The 14,104-nt window shown below is 41.2% G+C and carries 14 protein-coding genes; 6 read left to right on the forward strand and 8 right to left on the reverse strand.

The features are described 5' to 3' along the window. Window positions 1-111 precede the first annotated feature (111 nt). The 5 genes from D6D85_RS11710 to atwA all read right to left on the reverse strand — a co-directional run bounded on the left by D6D85_RS11710 (window position 112) and on the right by atwA (window position 5,037). Window positions 112-516 (reverse strand): metal-dependent transcriptional regulator, encoded by a 405-nt coding sequence (locus D6D85_RS11710; protein ID WP_125672223.1) that lies wholly within the window; start codon window positions 514-516, stop codon window positions 112-114. Between the two features lie 137 nt (window positions 517-653). Then, window positions 654-1,406 carry an ABC transporter ATP-binding protein gene (locus D6D85_RS11715; RefSeq protein ID WP_237558844.1) on the reverse strand — a complete coding sequence of 251 codons (753 nt, stop codon included), beginning with the start codon at window positions 1,404-1,406 and terminating at the stop codon, window positions 654-656. Then, window positions 1,388-2,179, reverse strand: coding sequence for an ABC transporter permease (locus D6D85_RS11720; protein WP_125672225.1), 792 nt, complete (start codon window positions 2,177-2,179; stop codon window positions 1,388-1,390). The genes D6D85_RS11715 and D6D85_RS11720 overlap by 19 nt, the downstream gene beginning before the upstream one ends. Then, window positions 2,176-3,237: an ABC transporter substrate-binding protein gene (locus D6D85_RS11725; protein WP_161969848.1), complete on the reverse strand. Its 1,062-nt coding sequence runs from the start codon at window positions 3,235-3,237 to the stop codon at window positions 2,176-2,178. Before D6D85_RS11725 ends, D6D85_RS11720 begins: the two co-directional genes overlap by 4 nt. A gap of 117 nt (window positions 3,238-3,354) precedes the next feature. After that, window positions 3,355-5,037 (reverse strand): methyl coenzyme M reductase system, component A2, encoded by a 1,683-nt coding sequence (gene atwA / locus D6D85_RS11730; protein WP_125672227.1) that lies wholly within the window; start codon window positions 5,035-5,037, stop codon window positions 3,355-3,357. Between the two features lie 74 nt (window positions 5,038-5,111). On the opposite strand from atwA, the gene mmp3 reads away from it, so the two are divergent. From mmp3 to D6D85_RS11755, 5 genes are read left to right on the forward strand one after another with little or no spacing between them, the layout of a single operon-like run. Further along, window positions 5,112-6,623: a methyl-coenzyme M reductase-associated protein Mmp3 gene (mmp3, locus tag D6D85_RS11735; RefSeq protein ID WP_125672228.1), complete on the forward strand. Its 1,512-nt coding sequence runs from the start codon at window positions 5,112-5,114 to the stop codon at window positions 6,621-6,623. Beyond that, entirely contained in the window at window positions 6,613-7,413 is an 801-nt protein-coding gene (locus tag D6D85_RS17145; RefSeq protein ID WP_161969849.1) for a methanogenesis marker 5 protein, read from the forward strand. The genes mmp3 and D6D85_RS17145 overlap by 11 nt, the downstream gene beginning before the upstream one ends. Then, complete coding sequence (locus tag D6D85_RS11745) at window positions 7,407-8,663, forward strand: methanogenesis marker 15 protein (protein ID WP_125672230.1); 1,257 nt, start codon at window positions 7,407-7,409, stop codon at window positions 8,661-8,663. The genes D6D85_RS17145 and D6D85_RS11745 overlap by 7 nt, the downstream gene beginning before the upstream one ends. Continuing rightward, a complete protein-coding gene (locus D6D85_RS11750) occupies window positions 8,635-9,231 on the forward strand; it encodes a methanogenesis marker 17 protein (protein ID WP_125672231.1) in 597 nt (198 codons plus the stop codon). The genes D6D85_RS11745 and D6D85_RS11750 overlap by 29 nt, the downstream gene beginning before the upstream one ends. Next, the gene (locus D6D85_RS11755; protein WP_125672232.1) at window positions 9,188-10,072 is read left to right on the forward strand and encodes a methanogenesis marker 7 protein; all 885 of its coding nucleotides are present in this window, start codon (window positions 9,188-9,190) and stop codon (window positions 10,070-10,072) included. The genes D6D85_RS11750 and D6D85_RS11755 overlap by 44 nt, the downstream gene beginning before the upstream one ends. A 24-nt stretch (window positions 10,073-10,096) precedes the next feature. Here the strand turns inward: D6D85_RS11755 and D6D85_RS11760 are convergent, their stop codons facing one another. The 3 genes from D6D85_RS11760 to D6D85_RS11770 form a co-directional block, all read right to left on the reverse strand. Beyond that, complete coding sequence (locus tag D6D85_RS11760; RefSeq protein WP_125672233.1) at window positions 10,097-10,888, reverse strand: P-loop NTPase; 792 nt, start codon at window positions 10,886-10,888, stop codon at window positions 10,097-10,099. Between the two features lie 62 nt (window positions 10,889-10,950). Beyond that, window positions 10,951-11,616, reverse strand: a complete 666-nt coding sequence (locus tag D6D85_RS11765; RefSeq protein WP_125672234.1) for a TfuA-related McrA-glycine thioamidation protein — start codon at window positions 11,614-11,616, stop codon at window positions 10,951-10,953. Then, window positions 11,613-12,830 carry a YcaO-related McrA-glycine thioamidation protein gene (locus D6D85_RS11770; RefSeq protein WP_125672235.1) on the reverse strand — a complete coding sequence of 406 codons (1,218 nt, stop codon included), beginning with the start codon at window positions 12,828-12,830 and terminating at the stop codon, window positions 11,613-11,615. Before D6D85_RS11770 ends, D6D85_RS11765 begins: the two co-directional genes overlap by 4 nt. Window positions 12,831-13,099: 269 nt before the next feature. Between D6D85_RS11770 and D6D85_RS11775 the strand changes: the two genes are divergently transcribed. Then, complete coding sequence (locus D6D85_RS11775) at window positions 13,100-14,104, forward strand: uroporphyrinogen decarboxylase family protein (protein WP_125672236.1); 1,005 nt, start codon at window positions 13,100-13,102, stop codon at window positions 14,102-14,104.

Below are 14,104 nucleotides of genomic sequence, written 5' to 3' on the forward strand. Positions count from 1 at the left end.
TTGCTATAGAGGCTAGGGGAGGTATTGTTGCCACTATTTTTACCTTCTCATCTGCTTTCAGACTTAAAGGGGTTAATATCAACAACATGAGAATGAGAAGGATAAACTTCCTCATGATCTCGCCTCAGGTATTATCTTTCCATGAGGGCACATTTTAGGCCTTCCAATTGCATCACATATCCCCTCAACAACCTTTCTGCTCATGAAGAGATCGAATCTAGATGCCTCACAACATGCCTCATCTGCCCTCATTCCCAGCTGAAAGAGAAACGTTTCTACTATTCTATGCTTTCTTACAATCTCTAATGCAAGCGCCTTTCCTTTCTCCGTCAACTTATACTTTCCTCTGTATTTATAATATATTAATCCGTCTCTTTCCATTGACCTGAGAAGCTTTATCACGGCCGGTTTACTAATTCCAAACCTATCAGATATCTTATTCATCGGTATAATCTCGAACCCTTCCTCAAAGGCTATTCTTAGAACTTCATATCTCCTTCTGCTGATGTCTTTCACAAGCTAACCTGAGGATAACTTATATATAATCTTTACTTATACTACAATGCTGATGTATTAACTCAAAAGTGCCCTCCAGAAGTTACCGAAGACTTTATTCTATTCTTATACGAAGATAAATATCCTCCCTTAAGTTTTTAAGAGGCTAATATACTGGCAATTTTTGCACGTAGCCTCACAAACTCCTCCGAAAACCTATCTCTTGGTCTCTCGAGCTCAACTTCAAGTATATCTTTTATTTTTGTAGGTCTTTTAGAAAAAATAACAACCTTATCGGAGAGAAAAACAGCCTCTTCTATATTATGCGTCACATAAACTATTGTCTTTCTTGTCCGCTGCCATATATTCACCAGCTCCGCTTGCATCATATTTCTCGTTTGAAGATCTAAAGAGGCTAGAGGTTCATCCATTAACAATACCTCTGGATTGCAAACTAGAGCCCTGGCAAGAGCTACTTTCTGCTTCATTCCTCCAGAAAGCTCGTGAGGATAAGCGTTCTCAAAGCCATCCAGTCCAACGAGTTTTATGTACTCCCTAGCTTTTTCAATAGCCTCCTCCATTCTCATGCCTCTTACTTCTAGACCAAAAGTTATATTTTTTAGAACCGTTCTCCAAGGAAAGAGTGCGAAATCCTGAAATACCATTGTCGTGCTAATTCCGGGCTTTGTCACCTTCTCTCCTTTAAGGTAGACTTCCCCCTCATACTGGGTATCTAAACCGGCTAGGATTCTGAGGAATGTTGTCTTTCCGCAACCACTTGGTCCTACTATGCTCGTGAATTCTCCCCTTGTAATATCAAGATTGATACCATCAAGTACTTCCAATATTTTTCCATTCTGACCTTTGAAGTATTTTTTAAGATTTCTTACCATTAAGAGCTTCTCCCCCAAGTTATCCCCCTCCTCCATTTGAGCAAAGTTTCTTCTAGTTTTGTCCACATCCTGTCCAGTATGAGACCAACTACTCCTATCATTAGCATATATGATATCACAATATCTGGAGAGTGATACATCCTGCCGAGCTCTATCTTGTACCCCAGCCCGTAGCTTGATACTCCGAATAACTCAGCTGCCACCACACACATCCAAGCTACTCCTGATCCTACTCTAACTCCTGTTAGAAATGAAGGTAAAGTAGCAGGAATCACAACTTTAAGCAATATCTGGGATGTTTTTGTTGCCCCTAAAGTCATAGCTGCTTCTATATATTCTTTTTCCACAGAAGAAGCTCCAGTTGATGTATTCAAAAGAACTGGGAAAAATGCACCAATAAAGATGATGAACGCTGCTGCCTCGTGAGTTAGTTTAAACAAAAGAATCGCTATAGGTATCCATGCTATTGGAGGGATAGGTCTTATAATTTCTACTAGTAAGTAGATGCTTTTTCTAAAACTTTCGATATATCCAGCTAAAATACCTAGAGTAAAACCTGAGAGTGTCGCAATAGAAAATCCCATTAGATAGTGATAGAGACTATAAAGCGCATCCAATGGCATGAAAAAGTTGGCCACTCTGCCTGAAAGCAATATTATAAATGTAATAAAAACTTTGGAAGGAGGTGCTAGGACAAAGGGATTCCTGATGAAGATGTCGTAGTATAGCTCCCATCCTAAAATGAATAAAAGAGGGGATGCTAAGTAGAGAAGCATGTCCCTGAGCTTCATGGTAATCCCAATTCCTTCTTTATCTGAGGCACCAGTTTTAATGCTTCCCCATACAATGCTGAATCCACTATGTCCTTAGGGGCCAATCGCACGGGGTTTCCATTGCTGTCCTTCGTAATTCCCAACTTATAAAGCTCATCGCATAGCAGATCCATGCCATTCAACCAATTTTTATTCCTTGGGTCTGTCTGAAAGTTTGTGGTCCCTGGAAAGTTCTCAGCTACCTCCCTACTTATCCCTAAGTACTTAACTAACAAGCTGACAACCTCCTCCTTGTTTCTCGGGTCACTGATGTACTCCTCGGCAATTATATGAAGAGCTAAAAATTTCACGGCAACTTCTTTGTTCTCTCTTATAAAGTCCCCGCGCATTAGAACTACACAACAGGGATGTCCGGGCACCATATCCTTAGAGCTAATCACTATCTTTCCATAACCATTTACCACTGCATTATATGGAGTAGGATCGGGTGCAAAACCCAAGTCAACGGCCTTAGCCCTTAGGGCTTCAAGTATCTCCGCGGGCCCGCCAGATTTAACATTAACTTTTGATACGTTTACCCCATTATCAGTTAGCCACTTCATCAGCACGGTGTACTGAATCGAGCCGGGGGGATATGTCATTATGGTCTTCCCCTCGAGAGAGGATGGTCCGGTATATTGAAATTCCGGAACAGCGATTATAGAGGAGCCCTCTGTATTTGCTACCGCAACTATTTTGGCATCCATTCCCTTTGCAAGCAAAGGAAGAGGAGGAGTTGCACCTACATATGCTATTACGTGTTGTCCAGCACCGAAAGCTTCCATCTGAGGGGGACCTGATGGAAAAACTGTTAGCGTTATATTCACTCCTAGAATCTTTACATCCCATCCCTTTTCCTTTATTAAGTAAATAGCTGTATGATGCCAGCTAGGCTGACAACTGACTGGTATCTGCTTAATGGCTTTCTTCCCTGCAGAAAAGTATAGATAATAGGACAGGAGGGCTGCCGCGAGAGCTATAATTAACAGCACAACAAAGGTACCCTTTCTTATTTTGATCACCTCCCTCGAACTCAAGAAAGGGAATTTAAAGATTTTTATTCCTTTTTAAAAATATCCATTTTCCATCCTTTCACATATTTAATCAAATAAACTTAGAAACATAGCTTGCTTCTAGCATCTATTTTACTCACTTCATCCTCCAGTGATCTCAGATTTTTCTATACTGATCTCCCTTTCTTTCTCAGAAGCTGCTTTTATCATGTCAAGCGGCACTCCGATGACTTCAGCTCTCAGCTCAACAAGTCTCTTAACTATTTCCTCAGTATCGCCTATATGCAATATTTTACCGTTTAGCATGAGAGCCGCCCTTTCACAGGTCATTAAAGCGAAATCCATGTCATGAGAGACTATTATTATCGTGGTGCCAAACTCTCTCTTAATCTTCACCAGACTTTCAGCGACCTCCCTTTTTGTTATGGGATTCATTGTACCGGACGGCTCATCCAGTATGAGTATCCTGGGTTCCCTTATCATAACCTGAGCTAGTGCAACTCTATGCTTTTCTCCCTCACTTAACTCATCGGCATTTTTCTTTAAAAGTGCTTCTGCCTCTTTTTCACTAAAACCAATGCCTGTAAGGATATCTATTGCCCTTAATTTGGCAAATTCAGCTGGTAGATTCAACCCTATGCTATCCGTAAGATTGTACAGCACACTTCTGTATGGATACAGGGAGAACTCCTGATGGAGAATTCCTATATAGGGCGTAGCCCTTCCTCTTCCCAAGGGTCCAGGCTGTTTCATATCTATCCATTCGTCTCCCACTCTCACAAGTACTTCACCCTCTGTTGGCTCTGTTATCCCCGCTATTATCCTCGAAAGAGTTGTTTTACCTGAACCGCTAGGTCCAAGTATCCCGAATATTTCGCCCTCATTTACTGTGAGCGATACTCCATCTACAGCCTTCACTATACCTCTTGTTATAGAATAGTAATATTTCTTTACATTCTTTAAATTTATTATTTCATTTTTCGATATAACTTCTATGCTTATTTTCTTCCTCTCAGGCAATCCAAATTTCTCTAAAACAATCCTTTGAGGCTCTCCTTCGCTCTCAATTCTGCCCTTTTCAAGCCATATAACTCTATTTGAAAGCTCCTGGATTATTTCTGGAAAGTGTGACGTTAGAATCATTGCTTTCTTTCCCTTGACGAAATTTCTGAGTATCTCCACGATCAATTGTGTGTTATGAGGATCTAACGTTCCAGTGGGCTCGTCTAAGAGTAGCATGATTGGATCTAGAGCAAGCTGTCTAGCAAGAATTATCCTTTGCTTCTCACCTCCGCTCAAATCCCTTGCCGGAGTAAGAGCCCTATGATTCATGTTGACTATCTTTAACAGTTCCATGGCCCTATTGAGGATAATATCACCGTTATACATATCTAGGGAACTCAGTGCCTCTACTACATTCTCAAATGCACTCTTCTCACCGTATAATGCAAAAGTTCTTTGAAGCATTATTCCAATTCTTTTTCTGAGATTATAGAAAAGTTTTCTATCATCTGTTTTCCATATATCGACCTCTCTATATTCTAATCTCTTTCCGCATCGTGGGCATTTTTCTCCATCCTTAGAAGGAATATCCAGCCAGTAACAGCTGTTACATGCCGAAACTGAGTAAATAATATTCCCCTCATCAGGCTCATATCCCCTGAAGCCTCTTATTACATGTATGAGCACTGATTTGCCGCTGCCACTTTTCCCAAGAATTCCTAATGATTCTCCCTCGCTTAAACTGAAACTTATGTCTTTCAGGACGTATTCCCCTCCAAATTTCTTGGAAACACCTTTAAGTTGAAGTATTTTCTCTTTCATCAGAGGTGTGACTATCCCTTAAATTGATAAAGTTTTTCCTAAAAGTTTTAATAACCCTCTATCAGGGTTACACTATGATGAGGATTAAGCTAAATGGAAAGGAAATAACTGTTCCTGAAGAAAGCAGAATCGAGGAAGTGCTGAAAAGCTGTGGAATTTCTTATGATCCACGTTGCCTATTGGCAGTGGTCAGAGGCAGGGGGCCTTCTCAAGTAGCTACAGATAGATACATAATAAAAACTAATAAGGGCAAAATCATGGTAAAGGTGGATGATAATTTTCTGTGGGAGAAGATTAGGAGAAGCATAAACGGATTGAAAGTAGCTTGGAGGACAAGGAACAGCCTATCAGTAGGTCCCTTTAGCCTCGATCTCAACTGCTTAAATAAGTCGTATCAATATGAACAGAATAGAATTATTTTAAGTATAGTAGAAGGAAATGGTTATCTAGTTTTCACCCTTAGCAGAGCACGAATTGAGCATTGCACATTGAATTCAGGCATAGTAGGAAGGGTAATAACAGGCTCGGATGTATTAGGTGCATTGGATGTAGATGATTTCATAAAAGAGGTGGAGCCAGTCCTTGAGCAAGGATACATTTCTGGTAATATAAAAAGAGCAAGCCTAATGGATGAGGTAATTGATGGCGATGAGATATACTCAGAGATAAAAATAGATCTAAATACTGAATTACCTTGGGCATGCGAACACGCTCTAATTACCCTAGAGCAAAATAACTCACTTGATGAGGTTTCTGGGACATTTGTCAGAATATCTGGTGCAATGAGGGCATGGAAAATCGAGGAAAACTCTGGGAAAAGGGTTAGAGGGGCTGTCACAGTGAGGACATCAGGCAAGAGGGAGGGAGATATCTACATATATAAGAGGGAATGTATGCCCAGCAAGAATCACTCCGTGATAGGCTTTGTAAAATATGGTTTGGAGCTTCTAGAAGTTGCTGAAAGAGGAGACAAAATCCATATAGTCCTAAATCCGAGAAGAATAAATCTAATTGGCCTTACACAAGTGCAAGCCGGAAATTTACTCGAGAAATTGAATATAAGGCATGTAAGAGATGGGGATAAATCCGACGATGCGGTTGTAGTCCTCCAATATCCTAAGACGACTTCAGAAATTCTCAAGAAAAAAGAAGTTGCTACATATGGAATTGATCAATCTAAAATTGTTAAAATAAAGTTATTTAATGATAAGGCGCCAAAAACATCACTGTACTTCAGAGCTGCTGCAGAGCTTTTTGGAAAGAGGGTAGGCATTCTCAAAGTATTCTTCAAGACAGACGACTCCGTTATCTTCAAGCCTGATATCTCTTATAAGGACCCATTAGTCCCAGAAAACATACCAAAGGATTCTGTGAGGCCAGGGGAAATTGGCGTAACCAACATGTCAAGAAAATATGCAGGAATTATTGGAATTCGCTTCACCGAAAGCAAGGAGTTTGGTCCTACTGGTGAGCCATTTGAGTCAACTAACATAGTCGGGACTGTCACAGATAACCTCGGAGTACTAATGAATTCAAAGGAGGAGGAGGAAGTATATTTAATGGAGGTTGATGAAAATGAAAGTTAGAATCTTCGTCATCTCACCGGATTCTGGGATAACACCCGAGGAGCTCACAATTACAATAGAAAGCACTAGCTTCAAGGGTGTTGTCAAGGAGACCTGCTTTGGAGCGATGGTGGAGGGAGATGATGCTGAGGTGGAGGAGTTGACTGAATTTATCAGAAGCAAATTTGAATATTCCGTTTTTTCAAAGGAGAGAGGATATCCTATTGGAGATAAGAGGATATGTAGAGCTGAGAGAGGCGGAGGCCCAAGAACAGGTTTATACCAGATACAGTATGAGGCTGAGCTGTTGCCCCTGATATCAGCAGCTTTGAAAGAGCTGAAAATAAAGCCCGGAAACTCAGTGAGATCAAAAAAAGTCATTATTCATCCATTGAACAGCCTTATTCTAGCAGATCTCATAGAGAGAAAGGGGCACATTCCACTAACAGCAATGTCTGTGATCGGCAAATTGGTGAGGGATCCTTCAATAGACTCGCCTACTAGAAATATAACTCCGGAGGACGCTATAAGGGGGCTTAGATACCTATCTGTTGAAATGCCCTCAGGTATAAGGGGGAGATTAGGTGCCTTTAGGGAGCTAATTGAGGAGGCTGAAGCAGCCATAATCTGCAATTATGATATTTCATTCGGTTGTGGAGGGTGCCATCACACGGATTCTCTGATTTACATAGTGAAGTCTAAAGGGATACCGTATTTGAAGATATCCCTTCCGAGGAATGTAGAGGAAGCAAAAGATTTTATAACAAAAATAGAGGAGTTTCTTGGGAAAGTCGGTGACCAGCAATGGTGAAGATAGCGCTTATCTCATGCGGTGCTGAGTACAGTGGAGTATATGGAGAAATACTAAAAGCGGCCAAGATCGTGGGTGCGGATATAGTGATTCCAGAGGCGAATTTCGATGATATCAAGGGAGTTTGTGATGAATTCGGAGTTGAGGTAAAAGGCGGGGACTTAAAGTTGATGATGGCACGAGCTAAAACAGCCGCTGAAAAACTTAGTGATGTGGACGCGGCACTTGTTGCCACATGCTTTAGATGCGCAGAGGGTGCTCTTGTGAGGAATGCCGTGAGGAGATATCTACAAGATGCTAGAGTTCCAGTTGTTGTCTATTCGTTCACAGAGAAAAGCAAAGCTGGCAGTTTTCTCCTGAGATTGGAGGCCCTGAAAAATATAGTGGAGAGGAAGAGTTTGCTTATTAGAACTAGACACAAAGGACTAACAGCTGGAATTGATTCAGGCTCCACAACCACAAAAGCTGTTATAATGCAGGATAATAAGATCATTGGAGCGGCATGGATGCCTACTATTGATATTATCGAGACAGCCAGAAATGTGTTTGAGAAAGCACTTGAAATTGCAGGGATAAAGTCATCAGACCTAGATGCCATTGGAGCTACAGGTTATGGAAGATATCTTATTGGTAAGTTTCTGCACGCTGATCTCATCCAAGATGAGATAACGGTGGGTGCCAAGGGTGCCACCTTCTTAGCAAACAAGCAGGAGGGAGATGCAACGATAATCGACATAGGAGGCATGGATAACAAGGTCATAACAGTTCATAATGGAATTCCAGACAGCTTCACGCTTGGAGGCATATGTGCTGGCTCCTCTGGAAGATTCTTAGAGACAGCTGCCAGAAGATTGGGGGTAGATATAGCTGAATTTGGCGAGATGGCACTAAAAGGAGATTACAATAAGATAAGGATGAACTCCTATTGCATAGTTTTCGGACTGCAGGATCTGACAACTTCCCTTGCTGCAGGAGCCAGAGCAGAGGATGTTGCGGCAGCAGCCTGCAGAAGTGTGGCTGATCAGGTTATAGAGCAGCAGCTACAGGAGATATCCATCCGCCCACCGATAATAGAAGTAGGTGGAACTTCTCTGGTAAAAGGCCTTGTGAGAGCGCTAAGAGAGGCCTTAAACATGGAGGTCATCGTTCCACAATTCTCTCAGTTTGCCGTTGCAACTGGGATGGCTTTTGTGACATCTGGAATACTGGAGGAGACCGCATATGAATATAAGAGTAGAGTGTCCGGATGAGGAAGCTAAGGCCGCTTTTGAGAGAACCATATCCTCGGTGATCTCTGACTCGCCCATAAAGAGTGCAATAAAAGATATATACGTATACACTAACCCAGAGGAACCTGTTTTCATACTAATTATAAATTATTCCAAGCCAACTTGGAAAGTCAAGCTAGTAGATGCTGTCAAAATGAGAAGCACTAAGGATGGGACAATCGTGACATGTGAGAATGATAAATATTTCCCTGGTCTAATGAGAGTGCTGTGGGAGAGATTCGGAAGGGAGAACACTGAACAGCTAAGCCGATATGAGGTCATGGTAAGAGGAGAAATTCATGAAGATGTGCTTAACTCTGTTATCTTCGATCCAGAAAAAGAGCTTGCTAAGGGCCTAATTGATGTGATAATTAGAATTGTTCCAGAGGGATTCAGGATAAGGAAGTACATATGGAAAGAGGAGGCTGTGATAGTCATATCATCTGAGGATCCAATAAAGGATGAATGGGTCAAAATGGCGATGAATATGTGGGAGGTGGGCTCGTTTGTACATCCCACTCCTGTTTACCGGGGGAGTCTACAGGCATGACGAGATAGAGGATTTAGTGGATGACCTAGGCGGGTTCATCATACAGAAAAATTTTGCACAGACAGAGGTAACCATATCCTTCATTGTTCCGGAGGAGGATGTGGAGAAAATAAGGGAGAAAGCTGCTGAGCTCAAGGGTGAGATAAAAGAGGCACCTCTTGTCGGTACAGAGATCGCCGTTGTTGTGCCCACAATATCTATACATCACCTTCCCCATCCATCCTGTGACATTGCGGAGTATCTGAGGAGAAAAGGGGCGAAGACCAACATGATAGGTCTCTCTCGTGGTGTAGGCAAGAGGATTGCCATGCTGACGCTATTCGAAAAGAAGCTTATAAACGAGCATGACATCGCAGTATTTATATTTGGAAATTTAAGGGAATGTATAACAAAAAAGTTCGATCTTTTGAAAGATATTTCCATTCCTGTTGTGGTGACGGGGTATCCTCACTTAACTCCCCCAGAAGGAGTAGAGTATGTTCCCGGCATTGGGAGGATTGTGGGAAAATTCAGCAGGGAGTCGGATATACAGCTTCTTGAGGAGGTAGCACAAAGAGTTCGAAAGCTTGTGGAGATGAGGAGAAGTATGCTTGGAGATTTCGATTTCCCACCCTTCTATATAAAGGCTGAAATAGAAAAACAGATACCTGAGGTAATTGAGGAGACATGCCCAGCACCAATCACGGTTAAGCTAGATGGGCTAAGAGTTAAGCTTCCCTACAACAAGTACTCAGAGAGGCTTAGAAAAATTAAACTCATGGATACCTACTTGGGAGATATAAGCAGAATCTTTCCTTCAGTTATAGCAAACCATACACTGGTCAAGCTAGCCTTGAAGTAGAGCATCTTTATTATAATAAAGTTTTCAAATGTTTATATCCATTAAGTAGTTTAGCAGTTTTTCATCTTCTATGCCCCTTGCAACCACTTTACAGGAGTTTTTTAAGATCTCCTCTGCCAACTTTATAAAATACTCTGCTTCATCTGGTCTATCCGAAAAGTGAAATAGTGTTTTTCCCTTAGCTTCGCATTCTCTTATCTTCATAATATAAGGTAAAACACCGATAACTCTAGAGCCTATCATCTTCGCAAAAGAGCTTACGATCTCGTATTCCTTCTTCAAGTCAAATCTTGAATTAAGGATAATTCCTCCAAGCTTTGCTCCTATATTACCAGCAGCTTTGCAGATGTTGTTAGCAGCATATAGTGAAAGATACTCTCCAGAGGTCACTATGTATACTTCCTCTAGAGCTCTCTTCATAGGCACTGCGAACCCTCCGCAGACGATATCGCCAGGAACATCGTATATCACTATATCTATATTGTTAAAAACTCCTTCCTTTTCTATATGTTCAAATGCCAAGGTCAGGCCTCGTCCAGCACACCCAATGCCAGGCTCAGGCCCTCCTATTTCTAAGCATTTTACATTGGCAAATCCATTAATGATACATTCTTTTATATCTTCTTTTCTCCTAAGAGCATCTAAGACCGTCTTAACATTTCTGTTGCCCACTAACAAAAAAGTGCTGTCTTTTTTGGGGTCGCAACCCACAAGAGCTACCTTAAATCCTTTTAATCCGAGTGCTGCAGCAGTATGACTTGCTATCGTCGATTTACCTATCCCACCCTTGCCGTATACGGCAATATGCCTAGTCATAAGCTACCCCGGTGCGATATGGGAGAGCGCTTAAAAACAGTAACAGTAGTATAACCAATCAATTATAAATTTATTTTTAAGCAGTAAATTCTTTTAACAGTTTTTACCACTTCAATTGCATCAAGCCTCTTCTGATCAATTTTGTTTTTTTGGATTATTGAGTATACTTTGTTTGCTGTAATTTCATCAATAATATTTCTTTTGACTGCTATCTCTAATATTGTATTATAATTCCTTTTAGGAAAGTATAGTTCTTTAGCTATATCAAATAAAGAATCTATAGTCTTTTTATCTATTAATTTATTTTCTAATATCCTTTTAAATGTTAACCTTATGTTTATAAGAGGCTCTGATAAAGGTTCCAGTGTCAGAGGATTAAAAATCAATGCGACCTCATCATCGGATTCTATCTCACCACTTTTGTACATCTCATATATCTTCCCCACGCCGATCATACCAAACTCATCGAGCTCGGCAGCCCTCAGTGCTCCCATACTGCTGCCTCCAACCACTATAACACCTTTTTTCAAAACTTCAAATATCTCCCTTGGGGATATCGCTACATCCTGATGAAAGACGCCATCTATTATTCCTATGATCTTTGCTCCTCTCTCTAAAGCTTTTTCGGCATCTCCTCTCTTTATAGGAGGTAAATAAGTGGCATTCTCAAAGATTAACTTAGCTTCCTCTTTGCTGAGGCTCGGTCCCGTGAAGATAACAGCTTTCATCTTGCCTTCCTCAGATAACTCAGAGCTCTCTCTCCGATTCTATTCGAATCTATGCCATAGATCTCCATCCCGGGAACAATTACCCTTACTGTAGGTATGCCCAGCTCAGGCCTTGTTAAATTAACGACAATAACTCTTTGAAATCCTCTACTTTTCAGAAGCCCAAGGGTTCTCCTTATATCTTCGTCGATGAAATCTGAGGAGAATTTTGGAAGCTTGTCCAGCTCTACTTCATCATCAGCCTCAAACCAATGTCTGTTAATTCTCTTCATTCTCTCATATCCGATCCTTCTCATTACTTCTGCCCTTACTGTATCCTCTCTAGCTCCTTGAATTTGAACAAGCCTACTCTGAGCTACTTCCAGCAATGCCCTAATGGCGGAGATCTCCGGATCCGAATGTGCACCAAAACCCATGGTGAGCAGTGCTGGATCCTTCAATTTGATATCATCTGAGATTGCTGCCACAACAGGAACTCCTATATCAGATGTTATGTCCCTTAGGATTACATGCACAGAGCTACTTTCGAACTTGTCAATAAGGCTTTTGACGATATGACTGCCCTCAGCTGAGATTATCCTCCCCCCTCTCCTGCACACCTCAGCTATACTCCATGCATCTCTCTCTATCACCTCCATAAGACCGTGAAAAATAGCCTCCTCTATTGTGTTCCCAGCAGCTAGGCCATTGGTATTAGTTTTGAATAAATGAAAGTCTCCATCTGGAGTATAGGGATGGAACACCGAGCTTACAGGAACATATATCTCCTCATCGTTGATCAGATCAAATCCTTTGATCCATCTCAAAACCAGATCCTTGGAAGAAAGTGTATCTTTGGGAAGAATAAGTTCATCTGGATCAAGAATGTTGAATTTACTAGATAAAGAGGCATAAGTTCCTTTTATTGTTATCTCCTTATCGCACTCCTTGAATTCGGCAGAGTACCTTTCGTATCCTTCCATTATAGCAGATATTTTCGCCAAGGTCTTGTTTATTCCCTTACCCGAGTAAACAGAAACAGCACCCTGTGCAGCGCTGGGCCTAACAGCCGAGTAGACCGGAATTCCGATCCTGTCAAGACCTGTTATATCTGAAATTCTAGTTATTCCTGCAATTTTTAGCTTCGATTCTATTTGTGAGAGAGTTTCTTCGGGATTCCTTACCCTATGAGTGCCCTCTCTATAGGCCTTTGCGGATCTCTCTAGCCTTAGCATAACCCTCTGAGTGCGCATCGAAAACAGAATTAATAATTATCGTGTCGATGTATTATACATTTTATTTGCCACTATATTAGTTACATTTCAATATGAAATTTAATAGAAATATGTCCTTATCCTTTTATTAGCCAGGAAACCGGCACATCAGGAGAAGCTAGGAGTCCTCTTTGGCCAAAGCAGTTGAATGGCATAAAGCTTTTTAGCTGTTATTATTTTTAAAAGTTAATTTTAAATATTCCCCTCTTCTCCTCACAATAAGGAAATACATGCAGAGAAGGTTTTTGTTCTTCCTTGAACATCACTTATGCGATAAAGTTCCAGTCATCATTACACTAAGCCCTAATCTGGAAGTCATGTCCAGGGAGAAGATTTCATTTCCTGAGGCTCATGTCAGCCCGGATAAAATGGCTAAATTAGCGGCTTCTCTTTCAGAATTAGCTGGAATGGATAATGTTAGTGTTCCTTTTTGTCTAACAGTTGAAGCTGAGAGTCTTGGCTGTCAGGTAGACTTAGGAAGCAATTACAAACTCCCTCTTGTTAAGGTTTCACGCTTTAAGAACATCGATGAGGTGAGGCTAGGTGGAAATTTCACCAAAAATGGGAGGGTTCCAGTAGTTTTAGAGGCGATTGGTCTGCTCAAGGATATAACAAACTTGCCAATAGTTGTCCCGATCTGCGGACCATTTACGCTGAGTTCTCATTTATTTGGCTTTGATACTGTGGCTAAGATGACAGTAAGGGATCCTCAAAAATTAAAAGATGTCCTGGATGAGATCCTTGGCATAAGCCTGGAGTATTCAAAAGAGCTTTTGAAAGCAGGAGCTGATGTCATCTGTGTTAGCGACCCCTATGCAGAACCAGAGGCAATAGGCCCTCTGGCTTTCAAATATATACTCTTAGAAAAACTACAGTACCTAGCTAGGAGAATCACAAGCAAAAAGCTCCTTCACATCTGCGGACCTGTAGACTCGATTTTTCAGGACATGATGCTATCTGGCTTTGATGGAATAATAGTAGCAGATAAAGTTTTGCAGAGAAATATCAACGTCGTAAAGCAGAGATCGCTACGCAAATCTGCCTCACCCAAATTAATCGCAAATATTTCTGTGAGCACTTTGGCTTCGCATAAGCCCCAAGACGTCAAAAGAAGAGTTCTAGAAATTCTTAAATCCGGTGCTGATACTCTAGCGATATGCAATGCCATTCCTTCCACTCCTCTTGCCAACTTAAAAGCTGTCGTGGACGCAAGAGATGAGTACTCCAACAGTTAG

It is taken from the genome of Candidatus Methanodesulfokora washburnensis, from assembly GCF_003947435.1.
GTDB lineage: Archaea > Korarchaeota > Korarchaeia > Korarchaeales > Korarchaeaceae > Methanodesulfokora > Methanodesulfokora washburnensis.